The sequence below is a fragment of the Streptomyces sp. NBC_01288 genome (assembly GCF_035982055.1).
Lineage (GTDB): Bacteria > Actinomycetota > Actinomycetes > Streptomycetales > Streptomycetaceae > Streptomyces.
Genome location: NZ_CP108427.1, coordinates 8,565,046 through 8,585,854, shown reverse-complemented (window position 1 = coordinate 8,585,854; position 20,809 = coordinate 8,565,046). Strand labels below are relative to the sequence as shown.

Annotated in this window: 19 protein-coding genes and 5 tRNA genes; 7 read left to right on the top strand and 17 right to left on the bottom strand. The window is 70.6% G+C overall.

The genetic code is table 11. The features are described 5' to 3' along the window. Positions 1-43 precede the first annotated feature (43 nt). Both OG194_RS38660 and OG194_RS38655 read right to left on the bottom strand, forming a co-directional pair. Positions 44-865, bottom strand: coding sequence for an aminotransferase class IV (locus tag OG194_RS38660; protein WP_327405382.1), 822 nt, complete (start codon positions 863-865; stop codon positions 44-46). Beyond that, the gene (locus OG194_RS38655) at positions 862-1,905 is read right to left on the bottom strand and encodes a chorismate-binding protein (protein ID WP_327405381.1); all 1,044 of its coding nucleotides are present in this window, start codon (positions 1,903-1,905) and stop codon (positions 862-864) included. The genes OG194_RS38660 and OG194_RS38655 overlap by 4 nt, the downstream gene beginning before the upstream one ends. A gap of 179 nt (positions 1,906-2,084) precedes the next feature. Between OG194_RS38655 and OG194_RS38650 the strand changes: the two genes are divergently transcribed. From OG194_RS38650 to OG194_RS38630, 5 genes are all read left to right on the top strand, one after another. Beyond that, positions 2,085-2,157: transfer RNA gene (locus OG194_RS38650), tRNA-Gly, on the top strand. A gap of 40 nt (positions 2,158-2,197) precedes the next feature. Continuing rightward, a tRNA-Cys gene (locus OG194_RS38645) sits at positions 2,198-2,271 on the top strand. Between the two features lies 1 nt (position 2,272). After that, a tRNA-Val gene (locus OG194_RS38640) sits at positions 2,273-2,344 on the top strand. A gap of 19 nt (positions 2,345-2,363) precedes the next feature. Continuing rightward, positions 2,364-2,435, top strand: a tRNA-Val gene (locus OG194_RS38635). Positions 2,436-2,472: 37 nt separating this feature from the next. After that, positions 2,473-2,544: transfer RNA gene (locus OG194_RS38630), tRNA-Val, on the top strand. Positions 2,545-2,606: 62 nt separating this feature from the next. On the opposite strand, the gene OG194_RS38625 is transcribed toward OG194_RS38630, so the two are convergent. The 4 genes from OG194_RS38625 to OG194_RS38610 all read right to left on the bottom strand — a co-directional run bounded on the left by OG194_RS38625 (position 2,607) and on the right by OG194_RS38610 (position 5,081). Further along, positions 2,607-2,924, bottom strand: coding sequence for a TFIIB-type zinc ribbon-containing protein (locus tag OG194_RS38625; protein WP_327405380.1), 318 nt, complete (start codon positions 2,922-2,924; stop codon positions 2,607-2,609). A gap of 80 nt (positions 2,925-3,004) precedes the next feature. After that, positions 3,005-3,943, bottom strand: a complete 939-nt coding sequence (locus OG194_RS38620; protein ID WP_327405379.1) for a phosphotransferase family protein — start codon at positions 3,941-3,943, stop codon at positions 3,005-3,007. 440 nt (positions 3,944-4,383) lie between these two features. Continuing rightward, complete coding sequence (locus OG194_RS38615) at positions 4,384-4,593, bottom strand: hypothetical protein (RefSeq protein ID WP_026178166.1); 210 nt, start codon at positions 4,591-4,593, stop codon at positions 4,384-4,386. 212 nt (positions 4,594-4,805) lie between these two features. Then, a complete protein-coding gene (locus OG194_RS38610; protein WP_033282228.1) occupies positions 4,806-5,081 on the bottom strand; it encodes a hypothetical protein in 276 nt (91 codons plus the stop codon). Positions 5,082-5,277: 196 nt separating this feature from the next. Between OG194_RS38610 and OG194_RS38605 the strand changes: the two genes are divergently transcribed. Further along, positions 5,278-6,654 (top strand): serine/threonine-protein kinase, encoded by a 1,377-nt coding sequence (locus tag OG194_RS38605; RefSeq protein ID WP_327405378.1) that lies wholly within the window; start codon positions 5,278-5,280, stop codon positions 6,652-6,654. A gap of 209 nt (positions 6,655-6,863) precedes the next feature. Here the strand turns inward: OG194_RS38605 and OG194_RS38600 are convergent, their stop codons facing one another. From OG194_RS38600 to OG194_RS38550, 11 genes are all read right to left on the bottom strand, one after another. Continuing rightward, positions 6,864-7,259, bottom strand: coding sequence for an NUDIX hydrolase (locus OG194_RS38600; protein ID WP_327405377.1), 396 nt, complete (start codon positions 7,257-7,259; stop codon positions 6,864-6,866). A gap of 8 nt (positions 7,260-7,267) precedes the next feature. Continuing rightward, positions 7,268-8,086 (bottom strand): TrmH family RNA methyltransferase, encoded by an 819-nt coding sequence (locus OG194_RS38595; RefSeq protein WP_019059837.1) that lies wholly within the window; start codon positions 8,084-8,086, stop codon positions 7,268-7,270. Between the two features lie 64 nt (positions 8,087-8,150). After that, positions 8,151-9,383, bottom strand: a complete 1,233-nt coding sequence (gene cobA / locus OG194_RS38590; RefSeq protein WP_327405376.1) for a uroporphyrinogen-III C-methyltransferase — start codon at positions 9,381-9,383, stop codon at positions 8,151-8,153. Positions 9,384-9,526: 143 nt separating this feature from the next. After that, positions 9,527-13,345 (bottom strand): nicotinate-nucleotide--dimethylbenzimidazole phosphoribosyltransferase, encoded by a 3,819-nt coding sequence (gene cobT, locus OG194_RS38585; protein WP_327405375.1) that lies wholly within the window; start codon positions 13,343-13,345, stop codon positions 9,527-9,529. 384 nt (positions 13,346-13,729) lie between these two features. After that, positions 13,730-14,953 carry a precorrin-6y C5,15-methyltransferase (decarboxylating) subunit CbiE gene (cbiE, locus tag OG194_RS38580; RefSeq protein WP_327405374.1) on the bottom strand — a complete coding sequence of 408 codons (1,224 nt, stop codon included), beginning with the start codon at positions 14,951-14,953 and terminating at the stop codon, positions 13,730-13,732. 115 nt (positions 14,954-15,068) lie between these two features. Continuing rightward, entirely contained in the window at positions 15,069-15,707 is a 639-nt protein-coding gene (locus tag OG194_RS38575) for a GNAT family N-acetyltransferase (protein WP_327405373.1), read from the bottom strand. Positions 15,708-15,851: 144 nt separating this feature from the next. Further along, positions 15,852-16,694 carry a MetQ/NlpA family ABC transporter substrate-binding protein gene (locus OG194_RS38570; protein ID WP_327405372.1) on the bottom strand — a complete coding sequence of 281 codons (843 nt, stop codon included), beginning with the start codon at positions 16,692-16,694 and terminating at the stop codon, positions 15,852-15,854. Between the two features lie 37 nt (positions 16,695-16,731). After that, positions 16,732-17,568 carry a MetQ/NlpA family ABC transporter substrate-binding protein gene (locus tag OG194_RS38565; protein WP_327405371.1) on the bottom strand — a complete coding sequence of 279 codons (837 nt, stop codon included), beginning with the start codon at positions 17,566-17,568 and terminating at the stop codon, positions 16,732-16,734. A 90-nt stretch (positions 17,569-17,658) separates the two neighbouring features. Further along, positions 17,659-18,384, bottom strand: coding sequence for a methionine ABC transporter permease (locus OG194_RS38560; protein WP_327405370.1), 726 nt, complete (start codon positions 18,382-18,384; stop codon positions 17,659-17,661). After that, a complete protein-coding gene (locus OG194_RS38555; protein ID WP_327405369.1) occupies positions 18,381-19,415 on the bottom strand; it encodes a methionine ABC transporter ATP-binding protein in 1,035 nt (344 codons plus the stop codon). Before OG194_RS38555 ends, OG194_RS38560 begins: the two co-directional genes overlap by 4 nt. 333 nt (positions 19,416-19,748) lie before the next feature. Further along, complete coding sequence (locus OG194_RS38550; RefSeq protein WP_327405368.1) at positions 19,749-20,399, bottom strand: HAD family hydrolase; 651 nt, start codon at positions 20,397-20,399, stop codon at positions 19,749-19,751. A gap of 50 nt (positions 20,400-20,449) precedes the next feature. Here OG194_RS38550 and OG194_RS38545 point away from each other — a divergent pair, with 50 nt between their 5' ends. Then, on the top strand, positions 20,450-20,809 hold the full coding sequence (locus OG194_RS38545; protein WP_327405367.1) for a hypothetical protein: 360 nt from the start codon (positions 20,450-20,452) through the stop codon (positions 20,807-20,809).

Here is a 20,809-nt window from a genome sequence, read left to right as displayed (position 1 = left end):
CTACCCGACTCCGAGCCCCGGGTCAGCCTCTTAAAAGAGGCCTTTATGGATCAAGGTCGTCGCCCGACCGCTCGTCGAACACGCGCATGGCCTTGGCGGTCACCGGCCCTGCCGCGCCCGGGAGTTGACGCTCGTCGACCAGGTCAACGGCCTGTACGTCCCGCAGCGAGGACGTCAGGAAGACCTCGTCGGCGCGTTCCAGGACGTCCAGCGGCAGGTCGGTCTCCTTGGCGCCGGTCCAATCGACGGTCAGGGCGCGGGTGATGCCGGCGAGGCAGCCGGAGGTGACCGGCGGGGTGTGGATCTCGCCGTCCAGGACGACGAAGACGTTCGACCCTGTGCCCTCGCAGAGTTGGCCGACCGTGTTGGCGAACAGGGCCTCGGAGGCGCCGTGTTGGTGGGCGCGGGCGAGGGCGACGACGTTCTCGGCGTAGGACGTCGTCTTGAGGCCGGTGAGGGCGCCGCGTTCGTTGCGGGTCCAGGGAACCGTGACGGCGGCCGTGGAGTCGGGTCGGCGCTTCGCCTCGCCGAGGGCGACCACGAGGGTCGGGCCGTGCTCGCCGCGGTCGGAGCCGAGGGGGCCGTGGCCGCCGGTGTACGTGATGCGGAGCCGGCCGAGCGGCATCGGGTTGGCGTCGAGGACGGCCGCGCAGCCGCGGCGGACCTCGTCCAGGTCGGGGTCGGGCAGCCCCAGGCCACGCGCGGAGCGGGTCAGCCGGTCGAGATGGCGGGTCAGCGCGAACGTCCTGCCGTCCGTCGCCTTCACCGTCTCGAAAATGCCGTCGCCCACGGTCAGTCCGTGGTCGAAGACGGAGACACGGGCGGACTCGGTGTCCTGCAACCCGCCGTCGAGCCAGATCTTCATGAAAGAGCCTCTCCGCTCACCTCGTACGCGCCCGACGCTATCGCGAGCAGCCGTGACGCCTTCAGCTCGGTCTCCCGCCACTCGCCCTCGGGGTCCGAGCCCCAGGTGATGCCCGCGCCGGTGCCGAAGCGGAGCGTGCCGTCGGAGCGGTCGATCCAGAAGGTGCGGATGCCGACGGCCAGTTCGCCGGTCCCCCGGTCCGCGTCGACCCAGCCGATGCCTCCGCAGTAGGGGCCCCGGGGCGCGGTCTCCAGGGCGTCGATGATGCGCAGCGCACTGGACTTGGGCGCGCCGGTGACACTCCCGGGCGGGAAAGTGGCGGCGAGCAGCTCCGGCCAACCGGCAGCGGCGGGCAGCTCACCTCGTACCGTCGACACGAGGTGGACCAGCCCCGGATGCTTCTCCACCACGCACAGGTCCGGGACGGTCACCGTTCCCGTGGCGCAGACGCGGCCGAGGTCGTTGCGGACCAGGTCCACGATCATCACGTTCTCGGCGTAGTCCTTCTGCAACAGGTCCGCCTCCGTCCGCCCGGTGCCCTTGATCGGGCCCGACTCGACGACCTGGCGGGTGCGGCGCAGGAAGAGTTCGGGGGAGGCGGTGGCTGTCTCGACGCCGTGGTCGGGCAAGCGGATCGTTCCTGCGTAGGGCGCCGGGTTACCGCGTGCGAGCAGGGCGGTGAGGGCGTCCACGTCGGCGTCGGGGGCGACCGGTGCGGACAGGACGCGGCACAGGTTGGCCTGGTAGACCTCGCCGGCCGCGATGTGGTCCCGGATGCGGCGGACGCCGGCGGTGTAGGCGGCGCGGTCGAGGGAGGAGGTCCAGGCCTCGGTTGCGGGGGCGTGCCAGGCGCCGGGGACGGGTGCCGGGACCGGTTCGTGTCGTACGTCGCGGAAGCGCGCGCAGGTCAGACGGCCCTCGAAGTCGGCCGCGACCGCCCAGAAGCCGGTGGAGTCCAGGGCCGCGGGATCGCTGGTGACGTCGAGGAGACCGGTGGCGACACGGTCGCCGAAACGGGCGAGAGGGGTGAGGCGGGACACGCCGTCGAGTCTATGGCGGGTGTCTCACAGGTTGCCCGGCCATGTCACCGCGGGTGCCCTGACCGTGTGTTCCCGTAGTCGCAGGCCAGCACGCTGCACAAACGCGTTTTTGTGCTGGCCCGGGAATCCGCTAGAGTTCAACTCGTCGCCGCGACGCGCAAGCCGAGCGGAAACGACAAGCGGACGTAGCTCAGTTGGTAGAGCGCAACCTTGCCAAGGTTGAGGTCGCCAGTTCGAACCTGGTCGTCCGCTCGCAGGAACGTGGGGGATCTTCCCGAACCCCCGCACTCCTGGTGGAGTGGCCGAGAGGCGAGGCAACGGCCTGCAAAGCCGTCTACACGGGTTCAAATCCCGTCTCCACCTCCAAGGACGATTAGCTCAGCGGGAGAGCGCTTCCCTGACACGGAAGAGGTCACTGGTTCAATCCCAGTATCGTCCACTGGTCCGCAAGGATCCCCGCGCGATTAGCTCAGCGGGAGAGCGCTTCCCTGACACGGAAGAGGTCACTGGTTCAATCCCAGTATCGCGCACGCAGCACCACCCATGATCTTCGGATCGTGGTCCCGAGGACGATTAGCTCAGCGGGAGAGCGCTTCCCTGACACGGAAGAGGTCACTGGTTCAATCCCAGTATCGTCCACACACCGAAGCCCCCGGCGCTCACCGCGTCCGGGGGCTTCTTCGTGGGCCAGTGCGTACCGGTCAGCTGGAGAACAGCATGTGGCCGAAGCTCTTGTGCCGGTTGTGGCCGCCGTGACCGCCGTAGTGGCCACCGCCGTGACCGCCGCCGTGCGGGGCGCCCCAGGCGGGCGCGGGCGGGGCGGGGTAGGCCTGCGGAGCGGGGTAGGCCTGCGGGCCCGGAGGCGGCGGGGCGGGCTGCTGCCACTGGGACTCCACGCGGGTCAGCGCCTCCAGCTCGCCGTAGTCGAGGAAGATCCCACGGCAGTTGCTGCACTGCTCGATCTGAACGCCGTTGCGATTGTACGTCTGCATCTGCGCGTGACACTTCGGACACTGCATGCTCGGCTCAACTCCTCGCCCGTTGGTGCTTCTTCGTGTTTCCCCAGGACAGACTCCGTCCGACCCCGGTCGGTTGCACCCTACTTCGCGGATCCGGGCGCCAACTCGGCCGGTACGGAACCCATTCGGTCACACGCGTCCACGACGGCCCGCTCCACCTCGTCCAGCGGGCGGTCCGCCGTGACCGCCTTGACGATCGCCAGGGCGGCGGTCTGGACGGTGAGCGCGCGGGCCGGGACGTCCAGGGCGGGCCAGGGGTCGCCGTCCGCGGGGACGGCCGGGCCGCCCGCCTCGCGGTACGCGGTCAGGAAGCGGGTCCACTCGTCCGGCGGGAGCAGGCCGCAGGCGTACCAGGCGGCGGGGCGGGCGAGGTCCCAGCCGGGGACTCCTACGCCCATGTCGTCGACGTCGATCAGCAGCCAGGGGCCGTCGGGGGCCGGGTGGCGGACGAGTTGGCCGAGGTGCAGGTCGCCGTGGCAGAGGGTGGTGGTGTCGGGCTGGGGGGCCTCCGCGCGGGCCCAGGCGGGGAGCCACGTCCACGCGCGGAGGACGGAGGCGGCTGCGGGGTGCGGGCCGGCCTCGCGGAGCCGGGTGATCGCTCGGACGGCCTTGAGAGGGCCTCGCATGGGTGGGAGCGGGATGGGGGGTGGGGTGCGGTGGAGGTGGGCGAGGAGGGTGGCCGCCGCTTCCCAGGGTGCCGCGTCCGGGTCGTCCGGGTCTACGGGGGTGCCGTACGGCCAGCACGTCACCAGGCGGTCGTGCAGGTGGAGGGGGGTGGGGTCGAGTGGGGGCAGGAGGATGCCGGGGAGCCGGTCGGCCGTGGTGAGGCGGGCGGTGAGGTCGGTGGGGTCCGTGTGCGGGGCGTGGGCCTTGGCGACGGTGTCCTCGTGGCGGACGACTGTGCCGTCGGGGCGGTCCGTGAGGGTGGTGGTCGCTCCGCAGGGGCAGGGGGTGGTTCGCGCGTGGGCCGTGGTCCTGGCTCGGGCGGTGAGGTCGGAGAGCAAGGGGGTGGCGGTCACGGGGCTTCCTGGGGGCGGGCGATGAGTCTCGGCGCGAGCGTACGCGGGGGTGGGGTTCTACGGCGGGTTCGGGCGGCCTGTGCGGGTGGGTGGGCCGAGGGGTTTTCGCCCCCGCCGCCCCTACCCGTCCCATCCTCCAGGGGCTGCCGCCCCTTCGACCCCGCCTGGGGCTGCGCCCCAGACCCCCTTCGGCCTGAACGGCCTCGTCCTCAGACGCCGGACGGGCTGGGGTGGCGGCCTGCGCTGAAAAGTGGACGCCGGACGGGCTGGCTGAGGGCGCCGACCGGCACCGGGAAGGATCCGGCAAAAGGGCAAAGCAAAGCCGGCGCAGCTCCCCAGCTGCGCCGGCTTTTTTTGCCGTCCGCCGCACCCCCGTCCCCACGGGGTTTCATGGGTTGATGTCCCCGCCCGGACCGCTCTTCCGGGCCTGGGGTCGCCGCTCAGCGCCCCAGCATCACTCCCACGGACGACGCCTGTGTGGCCACGGTCTCCCAGCCGTCGAAGACGACGAGGAGCAGGACCGCCAGGGGAAGTGCCATCAAGGTCGCCACCAGTGGGTGGCGACGGCCCGTGCGGCGGGTGCGGAACGCCGCGTTGTACGCCTTGCGTCCCTCTTCGCGGATCAATGCCCGCGGTGCCGTATGGGCCATGGTCCCTCTCCTGACCGTGCTCCGTTGACCTAGCTCAGTTGTCGTTGGCAGCGGCGGGTGTCTGACCTCGGGGGACGAGTGCTGCACCCGCCGCTTGACCTCAAATCTAGGCGTGCGGCGGGTGCGGGTCGTCATGCCCTCGTACCGATTGGCGGGCCTCCCGGAGGATGAGCGATGACCTGCGGAGTACTCCCCTGGGTGGAGACCGGGTCCTACGTCTCGGGGTCTTCCCGGAGGGGTAGTCCGGTGTGCCCCGCTTTCTCTGAGCTGTCCTCGCGCGGGACCGGCTGCTCGACCAGGGCGAGGACCCTGGTCGCCATGAAGCGGGCGGTGCGGACGACGGAGCCACTGCGGGTGACTTCGCTCACTTCTACGACACCTCGTCGTACCGCTGTCTCCACCCGACGGCCCGCCCTGCTCGCCACCACCTCGTAGGTACGTGTTGTGTCGCCGGCGTCCACCACTATCTCGACGCGATCACCCTTCACGCGCTCAATCCCCCTTCTGTGATGGTTGGTTGGGGTCCGAGGTGATGTGAAGTCCTGCTGCTCGCAACGCCTCTGACCACTCTTCAAGTTTCCCACCCGGCACTGACAATCCGTCGGTTCGAGAGGGCGCGGCCTTTGCGCGCGGGCGCCCGTGGAAACGTAAGCTGTCGCTCGTCACACGGACCGGGCAGCGGGGATGAACATGGCGATGATGCGCCTGAGGCGCGAGGACCCGCGCGTCGTCGGCTCGTTCAGGCTTCACAGACGGCTCGGCGCGGGCGGAATGGGTGTCGTCTATCTGGGCTCCGACCGCAAGGGTCAGCGGGTCGCACTGAAGGTCATCCGGCCGGATCTGGCGGAGGACCAGGAGTTCCGTTCACGGTTCGCGCGCGAGGTCGGGGCCGCCCGGCGGATTCGCGGTGGGTGCACCGCTCGGCTGGTAGCCGCGGATCTTGAGGCTGATCGGCCGTGGTTCGCCACTCAGTACGTGCCCGGGCCGTCCCTGCATGACAAGGTCGCCGACGAGGGGGCACTCGGTGCGGCCGAGGTCGCCGCCATCGGGGCCGCTCTGTCCGAGGGGCTCGTCGCCGTCCACGAGGCCGGGGTCGTCCACCGGGATCTCAAGCCGTCGAACATCCTCCTCTCCCCCAAGGGTCCGCGGATCATCGACTTCGGTATCGCCTGGGCGACCGGGGCGTCGACGCTCACGCATGTCGGTACGGCGGTCGGTTCGCCCGGGTTCCTCGCGCCCGAGCAGGTGCGGGGGGCCGCGGTCACTCCGGCCACCGATGTGTTCTCGCTCGGGGCCACGCTCGCTTACGCCTCGACCTCCGACTCGCCTTTCGGGCACGGCAGTTCCGAGGTGATGCTGTACCGCGTGGTGCACGAGGAGGCGCAGCTGCACGGGGTGCCGGACGCGCTCGCGCCGCTCGTCCGCGCGTGCCTCGCCAAGGACCCCGAGGAGCGGCCCAGCACGCTCCAACTGTCCTTGCGGCTCAAGGAGATCGCCGCGCGCGAGGCTCAGGGGATGGCCGACGTCCGGCCGCCGGGGCCGCGTGCCGCGGAGGCGGATCGGCCTACCGGGCGGCTCACCGACAGCTATCCGGAGCAGCAGCGCACCCAGAGCCAGCGGCGTCCGCAGAGTCCTCAGGGTTCTCAGGGGACGCCGGCGCCTCGTGGTGCCGCGCCGTCGTCCCGGGGTGGCGGTGGTCCGTCGCGGGGCGGTGGTAGTCCGTCGCGTGGGGGTGGGGTGCCGTCCCGGGCCGGTCAGGCGCGGCCGACTCCGGCCGGGCGGAACAACACCCGGTCCGGCAGCGGGAGTCGTCCCGCGCCTCGCAGTGGTGCCGGGCGGTCGGGGCCGCGGACCACGGGGACCGGGCGGCGGCCCGCGAATCCGCGGTTGCTGCGGCAGCGGTTGTTCGTGTTCGTCGTGGTGACGTTGCTGGTCGCGCTGGGGATCGCGGTGGCTCAGGGGTGTTCGGGGCCGGCTCATGGGCTTGGGCGTACGGGGCACGGGAGTGTCGTAGGGGTGGATGGTTCGGTTTCGGACGGGTTGTACGGGGTCACCGAGTAGCGGGGGTGGTGGTGGTTTTTTCGCCCCCGCCGCCCCTACCCGTCCCATCCCCAGGGGCTGCCGCCCCTTCCGCCCCGTCTGGGGGCTGCGCCCCCAGACCCCGCTTCGGCCTGAACGGCCTCGTCCTCAAACGCCGGACGGGCTGGATATTGCCGGCCTGCGCTGGATGGTGGACGCCCTCGGTGTTGCACCGGCCCCCAGCGTCGTGCCTACAAACCCGGCAACACGTCCTCGAAGAACTCCCTGTCCGCGTCGAACGCCGGGCTCATCGTCAGGAACTCCTCCGGCGTCACCCAGCGGACCTCAGACACCTCGCCCGGGTCCGGGACGATCACGCCGTTGCCCGTTTCCGTGGCGGTCCACCAGTGGAGGCGGAAGGTGCCGTCGGCCGCGTCGGACTGCCAGACCTTGGCGAGGGGGGAGACCGTGAGGCCCACCTCCTCCTTCACCTCTCTGACCAGGGCCTCTTCCTGGGTTTCGCCTGGTTCCAGTTTGCCGCTCAGGGGTGCCCAGTAGCCGGCGCGGGCCGAGTCGGGGCCTCGGCGGATGACCAGGACCCGGTCCGCTCGTCGGAGGACGGCGACGATCGCCTCGCGCGGGGCCAAGCGGGCTCCTAGAGTTCGGGGCGGCCGGTGGCCACCGCGTAGAAGGCGACCGCGGCCGCGGCGCCCACGTTGAGGGAGTCGACGCCGTGGGCCATGGGGATGCGGACCCATTCGTCGGCGGCCACCAGGGCCTGGGTCGACAGGCCGTCGCCCTCCGCGCCCAGCATCAGGGCCACCCGGTCCATGCGGTGCGGGGCCGCCTCGTCGAGACTCTTCGCCTTTTCGTCGGGGGTGAGGGCCAACAGCGTGAAGCCCGCCTCTCGGACCGACTCCAAGCCCTTGGGCCAGCTGTCCAGGCGGGCGTACGGGACCGAGAAGACCGCGCCCATCGAGACCTTCACGCTGCGGCGGTAGAGAGGGTCCGCGCAGTCGGGAGACAGCAGGACCGCGTCCATGCCCAGTGCCGCCGCCGAGCGGAAGATCGCGCCGATGTTGGTGTGGTCGTTGACCGACTCCATGACGACGACCCGGCGGGTGGTCTGGAGGAGTTCGTCCGCCGTGGGGAGCGGCTTGCGTTGCATGGAGGCGAGTGCGCCCCGGTGGACGTGGTAGCCCGTGACGCGTTCGGCCAGTTCCGGGCTCACCGCGTAGACCGGGGCCGGGAGTTCGTCTATGACGTCCCGCATGACGTCGACCCACTTCGCGGACAGCAGCATCGAACGCATCTCGTAGCCCGCGTCCTTGGCCCGTCTGATGACCTTCTCGCCCTCGGCGATGAACAGGCCCTCGGCCGGTTCACGCTTGCGGCGCAGCTCTACGTCGGTCAGGCCCGTGTAGTCACGCAGGCGCGGGTCGTCGGGATCCTCAACGGTGATGAGATCGGCCACAGGGTGATACTGCCTTGTCCTGGGTGTGGTGCCAACGGCTGGGAACGGGTTGTGTTACCCGGGGTTACGTGAGGGCCTTCGGGCCTACGGTGACCACCGCGCCGATGACGATCACCGCCGGCGGCTTCACGTCCTCGGCGCGGGCCGTCTCGCCGACCGTCGCGAGCGTCGCGTCCACGCGGCGCTGGGCGGCTGTTGTGCCCTCCTGGATCAGGGCGACGGGAGTGTCTGCCGGTTTTCCGTGCGCGATAAGGGTTTCGGCGATCTTGCCGATCTTGTCGACGCCCATGAGGACCACCAGCGTGCCGGTGAGCTTGGCGAGGGACGGCCAGTCGACGAGGGAACGCTCGTCGTCAGGGGCCACATGGCCGCTGACCACCGTGAACTCGTGTGCGACACCCCTGTGGGTGACGGGGATTCCGGCCGCGCCCGGTACCGAGATCGAGCTGGAGATGCCGGGTACGACCGTGCACGGGATACCGGCCTCGGCGAGCGCCTGGACCTCCTCCATGCCACGGCCGTAGACGAAGGGGTCGCCGCCCTTGAGGCGGACCACTGACTTGCCCTGTTTGGCGTGTTCGATCAGGGCGTTGTTGATGGCCTCCTGCGCCATGTAACGGCCGTACGGGATCTTCGCCGCGTCGATCACCTCGACGTGCGGGGGGAGTTCGGCGAGGAGGTCGCGGGGGCCGAGGCGGTCGGCGATGACGACGTCGGCCTCGGCGAGGAGGCGGCGGCCGCGGACCGTGATCAGGTCCGGGTCGCCGGGGCCGCCGCCGACCAGGGCGACGCCCGCGGTGCGGGTGCGGTGGTGGGGGGCGACGAGGGTGCCGTCGCGCAGGCCCGCGACTACCGCGTCACGGATCGCGGCGGTGTGGCGGGGGTCCCGGCCGCGGGCGTCCGTGGTGAGTACGGCGACCGTCACGCCCTCGCTGTGGCCCGTCGCCGGGGTCCATGCGGTGGCCTGGTCGGCGTCGTCGGAGCGGACGCACCAGACGCGGTGCGCCTCCGCCTCGGCGGACGCTTGGTTGTTCGCTTCCGGGTCCGTGGTGGCGATCAGGGCGTACCAGGCGTTCGCGAGGTCGCCTTCCGCGTACGGGCGGCGCTCCCAGGTGATCTCGCCCGCGTCCGCCATCGCCTCCACGGAGGGGGTCGCCTCGGGGGATACGAGGGTGACGTCCGCGCCCGCCGCGATCAGCGCGGGGAGGCGGCGCTGGGCGACCTGGCCGCCGCCGAGGACGACGACCCTGCGGCCGGTGAGGCGGAGGCCTACGGGGTAGGCGGGGTTTTCGGCCATGAGGGTGCGGCTCCTCTTTTACGGCGGGTCTCCCCCGCGTGCTTTCACGGCGTGCGGTGGCCCTGACGTGCAGATTTTAAGGGCAGGGCATCAGGGCGGCCCAGCCGGTCCACCGGCTGGGCCGCGTCGCCGACTGCGGGCGCCTACTTTTCCGTCACCCCTGCGGAATCGAACGTCGCCACCTCGTGCATCGCCCGCGCCGTGCTCTGTACCAGCGGCAGGGCCAGCAGCGCGCCCGTGCCCTCGCCGAGGCGGAGGTCCAGGTCGACCAAGGGGCGCAGGCCGAGCTTGTTCAAGGCCGCCACGTGACCCGGTTCGGCGCTGCGGTGGCCCGCGATGCAGGCCGCGAGGACCTCGGGCGCGATCGCGCGGGCCACGAGAGCCGCCGCGCCGGCGCTGACGCCGTCCAGGATCACCGGCGTACGCAGGGACGCGCCGCCGAGCAACAGGCCCACCATCGCCGCGTGTTCGAAGCCGCCGACCGCGGCGAGGACGCCGATGGGGTCGGCCGGGTCCGGCTGGTGGAGTTCGATCGCGCGGCGCACGACCTCCGTCTTGCGGGCCAGGGTCTCGTCGTTGATGCCCGTGCCGCGTCCCGTCACCTCCGCCGGGTCGGTGTCCGTGAAGACCGAGATCAGGGCCGCCGACGCGGTCGTGTTCGCGATGCCCATCTCGCCCGTGAGCAAAGCCTTGTTGCCGGCCGCCACCAGATCGCGGGCCGTCTCGATGCCCACCTCGATGGCCTGCTTGGCCTCCTCGCGGGACATCGCCGGGCCGGTCGTCATGTCGGACGTACCGGCGCGGATCTTGCGGGGCAACAGGCCTGGCGTGGCCGGGAGTTCGGAGGCCACGCCGACATCCACGACGCACACCTCGGCGCCCACCTGGCTCGCGAAGGCGTTGCAAACCGCCCCGCCGCCAAGGAAGTTGGCGACCATCTGGGCCGTGACCTCCTGCGGCCAGGGCGTGACTCCCTGCGCGTGCACACCGTGGTCACCCGCGAAGATCGCGACGGCCGCGGGCTCCGGGATCGGCGGCGGGCACTGCCGGGAAAGACCGGACAGCTGCGCGGAGATGATCTCCAGCATGCCGAGCGAACCCGGCGGCTTCGTCATCCGCTTCTGCCGCTCCCACGCCTCGCCGAGCGCCTTCGCGTCCAGCGGGCGGATCCCGGCGACGGTCTCGGCGAGCAGGTCGTGCGGGTCCTCGCCGGGCAGCGCCCGACGGCCGTAGGTCTCCTCGTGCACGACCCACGACAGCGGGCGGCGCTTGGACCAGCCGGCCTGCATCAGTTCGGGCTCGTCCGGGAACTCGTCGACGTAGCCGACGCAGAGGTACGCGATGACCTCAAGGTGCTCCGGCAGCCCGAGCGCGCGGACCATCTCGCGCTCGTCGAAGAAACTGACCCAGCCGACGCCGAGGCCCTCGGCGCGCGCGGCGAGCCAGAGGTTCTCGACGGCGAGGGCGGCGGAGTACGGCGCCATCTGCGGCTGCGTGTGCCGGCCCAGCGTGTGGCGGCCGCCGCGGGTCGGGTCCGCGGTGACGACGATGTTCACCGGGGTGTCGAGGATCGCCTCGATCTTCAGTTCCTTGAACTGCTTCGCCCTGCCCTTCGGCAGCGACTTCGCGTACGCCTCGCGCTGGCTCTGGGCCAGTTCGTGCATGTTCCGGCGGGTGTCGGCGGACCGAATGACGACGAAGTCCCAGGGCTGCGAGTGCCCGACGGACGGCGCGGTGTGCGCCGCCTCCAGCACCCGCAACAGCACGTCGTGCGGGATCGGATCGCTGCGGAAGCCGTTGCGAATGTCCCGACGCTCTCGCATCACCTTGAGCACGGCCTCGCGCTCGGCGTCGTTGTAGGCGGGCGCGGCAGGGCCGGTGGACTCTCGTACGTCTTCCACTACGGCCGTGCTCTCTTCTTCCTGATCAGCGGCCCGGGTGTCCAGGTCGTCCGCGTGCTGTACGAGTTCCGGTTCGAGGTCCGAGCCTGGGTCCGCCTCGCGGGGCGCGGGGACTGCGGCGAAGGCGTCCTCTGTGCCGCCCGGTTGCTGCGCCGGTTGCTCCTCCGCGGGGAGGACGAGCGGGTGCGGCGGGGTCGGTGCGAGGTGGGGGGTGGTGGGCACGACTCCCTCCACCGGGACGAAACGGCCGAGGGAGTCGTCCGGGTGGGGCTGCGGCTGGGGCTGCAACTCCGGCTGCGGCTCGGGCTCCGGCGGGGCTTCGGCTGAGAGGGGGGCTTCCTCGGGGGCCGGTGTCGCTTCGGCCTCGGGCTCGGCGAGAGGTGTCTCAACCTCCTGGAAAGCGGCCGGAGTTGGCTCGGCTTCCTGGATGACCGCCGTCTCGCCGACCGGGGTGGTCTCGGGGGCGTGAGGGGCTTCGAGAACCTGGTCGGGGGCGGGGGCGTACACGACGTCCTCTGCCTGGACCGGCTCCGGGGCGGCTACGGCCTCGGGCTCCCGCACGGCGTCCTGAACCAACACCGGCTCGGGGGCGGCTTCTTGCGCGAGCACCTCTTCGGGACCCTGAGCGAGTACGGGCTGGGCAACCTGCTCGTCAGCGGCAGCGAACCCGGCGTCGAAGCCCTCTTCGGCTCCCGCCACATCAACGGCCTCCGGCAACACGGCACCCTCAGAAGGGAACGCCTCCTCGGGAACCGGCACGGCTTCGGGCTCCGGCACGACATCGGCACCGAAACTCGGCGCGGGAACCGGAACAGCGACCTGCTCCGGCTCCAACTCCTGACCGGCGTCCACGACAAACGCGGCCTCGGGAACCGGCACAGCCTCGAAGGCACCCACACCCTCCGGCACGTACCCGGCATCACCACCGTGCCCGTCACCGCCAGGCACGAACCCGGCATCGGAGCCCGGCACCTCCGCCTGCACCGGAGCCTGCGCCTGATCCTGTACCTCGGCCAGCACCGGTGCCTGCACCTGGGCCTGCTCGGCAACCAACCCCTCGGTGCCCTCCGGCAGTTGACCCACCTCGGCGACACCGACACCGGCGTGCCCGGAACCCTCCGTGCTCACGTGGGCGAAAGCGGCCGCGGGCTCACCGTTGAACGACTGCCCATGCCCCTGCCACGCCCCGCCGGCGTCGGGAGCCTGCGCCAGGTCGGCGTCCTTGCCGGTGCTCGCACCCGCGACCATGACCGGACCCGGCTCGGGCTCCGGCACGACCACCCCGGCGTCCAGGGCCATGGCGATCCCGCCGCCGACGGACTCACCGACGAGCTGACCCTCCGGTTTGCCAACCGGAACAACCGTTTCCGCTGTCTGCACCCCCGCGCCCACCGGAACCTGGGCGCCCCAGGGAGCCGCGCCCTGCGGGGGCAGGTCACGGAGTTGGGGTGCGTCGAAGTACTCGGGGCCGGTCGTCGGCGGGCCCGCCTGCCGTAGCGGCGCGCCTGCGGGGCCGCGGTCGGCGAGGGAACGGACCGGGCTCGCGGAGGTGTCGGGGAGGGGCGGGCCGAGGTGCAGCGGACGGCGCGGCGGAACCGGCGCGGGCGGCGGCGGTGCGGGCAGCCGGACGCCCCCCAGATCGACGGAACCGCTGTCACGGCCGGCCGTCTCGTGCGGACCCGGCTCATGTACAGCGGCCTCATGCGGAACCGGCTCGGGCACAGCAGCCCCTTGCTCAGCCGCTTCCTGCGGAACCGCCTCGGGCGATACGACCTCGTACACACCCGGCTCCTGCGCGGCAGCCTCGTGCAAGCCCGGCTCGTAGGCCGCCGCTTCCTGCGGGGCCGGCTCATGAACCGTCTCGAAAACGGGCTCGGGGGCGGGAGGCGGGACCTCGTTGCCCCAGGCGCCCTGGGCGCCCGGGAGGAGCAGCAGGTCTTCGTCCTCGGCGGTGGTCTCGGAGAGGTAGGTGTACGCGCCGTGCGCGGGAACGCCTGGCTGTTCCACCATGCCTGCGTTCTCCGGCAGCCCCTCGGCCGGGATCTGGCCGGTGTCGGTCATGCGTACCCCTCGCCCATCGGTTAGTGCTTCTACGACCCGCTCACCGGGAACGGCGCACCGACCGCCCCGCAGTGGAGAACGAGCGTGCCTGTCCAGCGGCACGAACGACCCGACGTCAAAAGGCGACAAAGCCATTTAGACGACAAAGCCATTGACTGGCATTGTCGCGGGCGTTCGGCCGTCGCGACAGCTTGATCCGCGACGGCCCGCTGTGGACTGCGCCACGTTGCGCGTCCTCCGGTTCCGCCGTACCACACTCACCCCAAAACGGGCGGGTTTTCCGGACATTGACGAACGAAGTGCCGGGTCACCCGATGCGGTACAACAGTCCGCCAGCCTACCGCGCGCAGTACGACAACAGGATCACGGGGACGGTACGAGGGGTCAGGAAACGCGCTCCGGAAGGAGGCCGCTGAGCAGGAACGCGACGCTCCGTTCCGTCTCCGTCCAGGCCCTGGTGTCGAGTTCGACGGACTGGAGGAGGGCGCACTCCACGTGGTAGCCGTGCTCCGTGAGGTCGCGGCCGACGAGTTCGGCCTCGTCGCGGGTGGCGGCGTGCGCCACGATGCGCTGCGGGCGCCGGTCGGCGACCGCGGAGACGACGGCCACTCCCCCGCCGCCGACCCGTACCACGTCGGGTTCGGGGAGGTTCTCCAGGATGTGCGGGGCGTCGCCCTGAACGATCTGGAGGTGCACGCCGAAGCTCCGGGCGGCGGAGTCGGTGCGGGTGCAGGCCTGGGTGTCCCGGTCGACGGCGATGACGGCCGCTCCGGCGCGGGCCGCCTCGATGGCGAAGGCGCCGCTGCCGCAGCCGATGTCCCACACCAGGTCTCCGACGCGCGGGCCGAGACGGGCGAGCTGGGCGGCCCGGAGCAGATCGGTCTCGCCCTCGCCGAGTCGGCCGCCGTAGGCCTCGGCGGGGAGGGTCCAGCCGCGGGCGACCGCGGACGGGTCGCGGCCGGCGATCCAGCCCTCGGCGGTGGTTCCGGTGACGGTCGGGCCGACCGGGCCGCCCATGACGATGACGACGTTGGGGTCGCGCCAGGTGCGGTCGGCGGCCTTCTCGGAGGTGAGGACGGTGACCTGCTCGTGCTCGGTGCCCAGTTCCTCGCAGATGACGAAGGTGCGGTGGACGCCCTCCATGAGGAGACCGAGTTCGGCGGGTCCGGCGCCCGGTGAGGTGAGGACGGCGACCTTTGTGTGGGCCCGGCACACATTCACCGCGCGTCGCAGGGTGCGCCTGTGTGCGACGACCACCTGTGCGTCGTCCCAGGGCATCCCGGCGCGGGCGAAGGCGGCGGCCACCGAGGAGACGGCGGGGACAACCTCGACCTCCAGGCCGAACTCGGGTGCGTGCAGGGCCCGTACGACTCCGAAGAAGCCGGGGTCCCCGTCGGCGAACACGACCGCCGTGCCGCGATGGCCCGCGATGCGGCGGGCGGCGAGGGCGACGCTGCCGAGGCGGATGCGCTCGGCGCGCGGAGGTACCTCGGGGAGCGCGAGATGGTGGGGCGCGCCCGCCACCAGGGTGGCGGCGGCGAGGGCGGAGCGTGCCGCGGCGGTCAGCGGAGAGCCGTCCCAGCCGATCACCGTGACGCGGTCGGCCATCGTCGTCAGTCTCCAGGGGTAATTCGCAGGTCGTCGGGGAAATCGGCCCGTACGCGGGCACCGTGAGGGTACCTGGTGCGGCTGGGAGGTGTTCTCTGTGCCGTACCCGCCGGATTCAGTTCCAGTCGGCGAGTGACGTGAAACCGTCGATGTCCGCGAGTTGTTCGGCCGTGCCCTCCAGGTCCTCCGGGAGGAGGCTCCACACGATGAAGTCGGTACGGACGTCGCTCCAGGTGCCGTCGTCGGCGTGGACATGCGCTATGCACGCGTTGCGCAGAACGCCCTCGCTGATGCAGCCGATCTTCTGGGCCACCTGCTGGGACGCCGTGTTGTCGGCGGCGGTGCGCAGCTCGATGCGCTCGAACTTCTGGTCCCCGAACAGCCATTGGGCGGTGGCGAGCGCCGCCTCGGAGGCGTAGCCCTCGCCGCGGGCCCAGGGCGCGATGACGTACGACAGCTCGGTGGACCTGATGTGCCAGTCGGTCTTGGTCAACTGGACGACGCCGACGAGCCGTTGGGTGAGGAACTCGGTGACGGCGAGGTCGAGGCCGCGCCCCGAAGTCCGTTCGGCGGGCGCATAGTTGGTGATCCACCGACGGGCGCCGGCCTCGGTGAACGGCTGGGGGACGTCGGTCCAGGCCGCGACCTGCTCGTCGTTCATCATCTCGGTCAGGGCGGGCACGTCGTCCTCGTCGAGGGGCCGGAGCACCAACCGCTCCGTGCTGATGGAGATGTTGGGGAAGGTGCTCGTCATGCGCCGCTCCGTAACCTTCGGAAAATGTTCCGGGCCTACCTGAACTGCCCAGCATGCAGCATGAAAGCGGGGAACCGCACCACGGGGTCCACTCATGGTGAGGGCGTGGACCCCGTGCGTGGTGATACGCCGTATACGCCCCCGTCAGCCGGAAGTGACCGGCAGGACAGAGCCCTTGTACTTCTCCGCTATGAACTTCTTCACGTCGGAGGAGACGAGCAGCTTCGCGAGCTTCTCGACGCGGGGGTCGTCCTCGTTGCCGCGTTTGACGGCCAGGAGGTTGGCGTAGGGGTTGTCCTTCGCCGACTCCAGGAGGATCGCGTCCTTGGCGGGGCTGAGGCCCGCGTCCTGGGCGTAGTTGTTGTTGATGACGGCCACGTCCAAGTCGTCCAGCGAGCGCGGCAGTTGGGCCGGGTCCAGCTCCTTGAACCTCAGGTGCTTCGGGTTGGCCGTGATGTCCGCGGGGGACGCGTCCGTGCCCGCGCCCTTCTTGAGGGTGATCAGCCCCTTGGCGGCGAGGAGTTTGAGGGCGCGTCCCTCGTTGGTGGTCTCGTTCGGCACGGCGACGGTGGCTCCGTCGGCGAGCTTCGCGATGTCCTTGACCTTCTTGGAGTACACGCCCATCGGCGGCAGGTAGGCCTTGACGACCGAGACCAGGTCGGTGCTCTTGGACTTGTTGAACTCGTCCAGGAAGGGCTGGTTCTGGTAGAGGTTCGCGTCCAGCGAGCCCTCCTGGAGCGCGGTGTTCGGCAGGACGTAGTCCGTGAACTCCTTGATCTCCAGCTTCAGTCCGGCCTTCACGGCCAGGTTGTCCTTGATGTACGTCAGGACCTCGCCGGCCGGTACGGCGGTGGCGCCGACGACGAGCGTGCCGTCGGCCTTGCCACCGCTCTTGCCCGAGCCGGAGTCGGAACCCGAACCGCAGGCCGTGAGGCCGAAGACGGTCACGGCGAGTCCGGCCGCCGTGATGGCGATGTTCTTGCGCATGGTGATTCCCCCGATTCGGATCAGAAGGACGGTCGGATCAGAAGGACGGAATGACGGAACCGGCGTACTTGCTCTCGATGAACTTCTTCACCTCGGGCGAAGTGAGCAGCTTCGCGAGCTTCTTGACGCGCGGGTCCTTCTCGTTGCCCTTCTTCACGGCGAGGAAGTTGCCGTACGGGTTGTTCTTCGCCGACTCCAGGATCAGGGCGTCCTTGGCGGGCTTCAGGCCCGAGGAGATCGCGTAGTTGCCGTTGATGACGGCCGCGTCGACGTCGTCCAGGGAGCGCGGGGTCTGGGCCGCCTCCAGTTCCTTGAACTTGAGCTTCTTCGGGTTCTTGGTGATGTCCGCGGGGGTCGCCTCGTTGCCCACACCGGACTTGAGGGTGATCAGCCCGTTCGCCGCGAGCAGCTTGAGGGCGCGGGCCTCGTTGACGCTGTCGTTCGGGACGGCGACGGTCGCGCCGCTCTTGAGGGCCTCGGCGCTCTTGACCTTGTGGGAGTAGAGGCCGAGCGGCTCCAGGTGGACCGTGACGACGGGCACGATGTGGGTGCCGTTCTTCTTGTTGAAGTCGTCCAGGTACGGCTGGTTCTGGAAGTAGTTGGCGCCCACCGAGCCGTCCTCCGTCGCCGTGTTCGGCGTGACGTAGTCGGTGAACTCCTTGACCTCCAGGTCGAGTCCGGCCTTCTTCGCCAGGTGGTCCTTGACGTAGTCGAGGATCTCGGCGTGCGGGGTCGGGCTCGCGGCGACGACCAGCGGTCCGCTGTAGTCGGAGGAGGCCGAGGAGGAACCCTTGTCCGAGCCGCAGGCGGAGAGCCCGAAGGTGAGGGCTCCGGCGGCGAGGACGGCGGTGGTGAGCTTTGCGGTGTTACGCACGAAAAGTGCCTTTCCTGAAGGGTGTCGCGTGGTACGACCCCGCGATGGGTGGTGCGGGGAGCTATGGGGGGGTGGGCCAAGCGCTCCGGCTCAGACGGTCTCGCTCGTCGCGGTGGACGCCTTGAGCAGCCGGAGCCTGGGCGCGGCACCGGACTGCCCGCCGCGCCGGTGCAGCGAGCGGGCCGCGTAGTCGCCGGCGAACTGGATGAGGGAGATGACGACCGCGAGGATCGCCACGGTGATCCACATCAGCTGGGTCTCGAAGCGCTGGTAGCCGTAGCGGATGGCGATGTCGCCCAGGCCTCCGGCGCCGACCGTGCCGGCCATGGCGGAGTAGCCGATGAGCGCGACGATCGTGGTCGTGGTGCTGGAGATCAGCGAGGGCAGGGACTCCGGTACGAGGACCTTGCGTACGACGGTCCACGTGTTGCCGCCCATCGACTGCACGGCCTCGACGAGCCCGCCGTCCACTTCCCGGACAGCCGTCTCAACGAGCCGTGCGAAGAAGGGGATTGCCCCGATCGCGAGCGGCACGATGGCGGCCTCGCGGCCGATGGTCGTGCCGGTGATGGTCCGGGTGAAGTTCATCAGCGCGACCATGAGGATGATGAACGGCAGCGAGCGGGCGACGTTCACGATCTGCCCGATGACCTTGTTCGCGGCGACGTTCTGGAGCAGTCCGCCGCGGTCGGTCAGGACGAGCAGGATGCCGAGCGGGAGTCCGCCGACGACGGCGATGACCGTGGACCAGCCGACCATGTACAGCGTGTCCCAACACGCCTGGGACAGCAGCGGCTGCATCTCGGACCAGGTCACTTGGCACCTTCCTTCAGCAGTACGGGCTCCTGGCCCAACACGTCGATCTGTAGGCCCTGTTCGCGCAGGAAGCCGATCGGCACGACGTTGTCCTCGTAGCGGCCGGGCAGTTCGATGCGCATGCGGCCGACCTGGAGTCCGCCGACGGTGTCGATGGCGGCGCCGAGGATCGAGATGTCGATGTTGTAGGTGCGCGAGAGCTGGGAGATGACGGGCTGGGTGGCGGCCTCGCCGTGGAAGGTGACGTCGACGACGGTGCGGTCCTCGCCGTGTGCATCGCCGCTGACCGGGAAGAGCGCGGAGGCCAGCTCGGAGCCCGGGGTGGCGAGCAGTTCGCTCACCGTGCCGGACTCGACGATGCGGCCGTTCCGCATCAGGGCGGCCGAGTCGCACACGTTCTTGACGACGTCCATCTCATGGGTGATGAGCAGGACGGTCAGGCCCAGCTGCCGGTTCAGGTCGCGCAGCAGCTGGAGGATCGAGCGGGTGGTCTCCGGGTCGAGCGCGCTGGTGGCCTCGTCGGACAGCAGCACCTTGGGGTCGCCGGCCAGCGCCCGGGCGATGCCGACGCGCTGCTTCTGACCGCCGGAGAGCTGTGCCGGGTAGGACTTCGCCTTGTCGGCGAGCCCGACGAGGTCGAGGAGTTCGAGGGCCTTGGCGGAGCGATCCTTCCCGGACTTGCCGAGGATCTCCAACGGCAGCTCGATGTTGTCCTGCACGGTCCGCGAGGAGAGCAGGTTGAAGTGCTGGAAGACCATGCCGATACGGCTGCGCGCCTGCCGGAGTTCCCGTCCGGCGCGCGGTCCGCGCCCGGCGAGGGCGGTGAGGTCCTGCCCGGCGACGGTGACGGTGCCCGCGGTGGGCTTCTCCAGCAGGTTGACGCAGCGGATGAGCGAGGACTTGCCGGCGCCGGACTGGCCGATGACGCCGTAGACCTCGCCTTCGCGGACGTGGAGATCGACGCCGTCGAGGGCGGTGACCTCACGGCCGCGTGAGCGGTAGACCTTGGTCAGGCCCGATGTGGTGATCACTGGGGTTCCATGACTGTCGGGTACGCGGGCGTGGGTGTGCCCTGGGTACGAGGGGGGAAATGTGCGCGGGGCGGCGTCAGTCACGTACGAGATGCGACGCACGGACATGCCACGGCGGCTCGCTTCGGGGCGCGAGGCTCGGGGCGCGAAGCCCGGGGGTGGTGCGGGGGCCCTCTAGAAGGCGCACATTCGACACATACAACGAGCACCGGGCGTCAGGGTCGCCTCGGTCGCAAGGGTGCGGCTGCTCGTCGTGGTCATGGAATCAGTAAAGCAGACGTACGGTCCTGACAAAGGGCCGCTGTCCGCATCCCGGACAGCGGCGGACGCCCGTCAGCCGCGTACGGAGATCTCGACTCCCCCGTCACTGACCAGGGCGGACAGGGCTGACAGGTCACTCACAACAAGGTCGGCGTCGAGCTCGTGGGCCTCGTGGGTTGTGGCCAATGCCACGGTGATCATCCCGGCCGCGCGGCCCGCCTGGAGGCCCGCCGGTGCGTCCTCGAAGACGACACAGCGGGCCGGGTCGACGCCCAACTGGCGTGCGGCGAGCAGGTAGGGCTCGGGGTCGGGCTTGCCGCGCGTGACGTCCTCGGCGACCACGAGGGTCTTGGGGAGGATGCCGGCGTACGCGAGCCGGGCCTCGGCGAGGCGCCGGGTGGCGGAGGTGACGACGGCCCAGCGGTCGGCGGGCAGCGAGTCGAGGAAGTCCCGGGTGCCGGGCAGCGGAACGGCACCCCCATTGGGCACGTCCTCCACCTCCAGCGCCTCGATCCGCGCGACCGCGGCCGGGACGACGTCGGCGGGCAGCAGGTCGGCGGCTATCGCCACGGCGGTCCGCCCGTGCAGCTCGACCCGGGCGAAGTCCTCGGCCGTGATCCCGAACTCCTCCGCCCACCGGGTCCAGCACCGGCGCACGGATTCGAGGGAGGAGACGAGCGTGCCGTCGTTGTCGAACAGGAGGGCCTCAGCGTGGATCTTCATGTCCCCGACCCTACGGTCACCTGCCTTTTGGCCCGTAATAGGGTCACTGCATGCTTGATGCCCTGACGCTGGTGACCGGTGTCGCCGCGCTGCTGCTCGCCGCCTGGTGCGGGTGGGCGGCCTACCGTGATCAGCCGACCAAGGACTGGCACTTCATCGGCATGGCCGTCGTCACCCTGCTGGCCACGGTCCAACTGGTGGTCGGCATCGTGCAGTTGGCGCGCGGCGAGAAGGCGGAGCAGGGCACGGTGATCTTCGTGGCGTATCTGCTGGGCGCGTTCGCGTCCGTCCCGGCGGCGGGCTTCATGTCACTCACGGAGCGCACACGCTGGGGTTCGATCACGGCCGCGGCCGGCGGTGTGGTCCTCGCCGTGCTCGAAGTGCGGCTCTACGACATCTGGGGAAGCTGA

Bases quoted from the DNA above. Each gene is read 5' to 3' on its own strand.
- OG194_RS38570 (WP_327405372.1), bottom strand. From the start codon at position 16,694: ATGCGCAAGAACATCGCCATCACGGCGGCCGGACTCGCCGTGACCGTC.
- OG194_RS38605 (WP_327405378.1), top strand. From the start codon at position 5,278: ATGAACATGGCGATGATGCGCCTGAGGCGCGAGGACCCGCGCGTCGTC.
- cobA (WP_327405376.1), bottom strand. From the start codon at position 9,383: ATGGCCGAAAACCCCGCCTACCCCGTAGGCCTCCGCCTCACCGGCCGC.
- OG194_RS38575 (WP_327405373.1), bottom strand. From the start codon at position 15,707: ATGACGAGCACCTTCCCCAACATCTCCATCAGCACGGAGCGGTTGGTG.
- cobT (WP_327405375.1), bottom strand. From the start codon at position 13,345: ATGACCGACACCGGCCAGATCCCGGCCGAGGGGCTGCCGGAGAACGCA.
- OG194_RS38545 (WP_327405367.1), top strand. From the start codon at position 20,450: ATGCTTGATGCCCTGACGCTGGTGACCGGTGTCGCCGCGCTGCTGCTC.
- OG194_RS38625 (WP_327405380.1), bottom strand. From the start codon at position 2,924: ATGCAGTGTCCGAAGTGTCACGCGCAGATGCAGACGTACAATCGCAAC.
- OG194_RS38550 (WP_327405368.1), bottom strand. From the start codon at position 20,399: ATGAAGATCCACGCTGAGGCCCTCCTGTTCGACAACGACGGCACGCTC.
- OG194_RS38615 (WP_026178166.1), bottom strand. From the start codon at position 4,593: ATGGCCCATACGGCACCGCGGGCATTGATCCGCGAAGAGGGACGCAAG.
- OG194_RS38660 (WP_327405382.1), bottom strand. From the start codon at position 865: ATGAAGATCTGGCTCGACGGCGGGTTGCAGGACACCGAGTCCGCCCGT.
- cbiE (WP_327405374.1), bottom strand. From the start codon at position 14,953: ATGGCCGACCGCGTCACGGTGATCGGCTGGGACGGCTCTCCGCTGACC.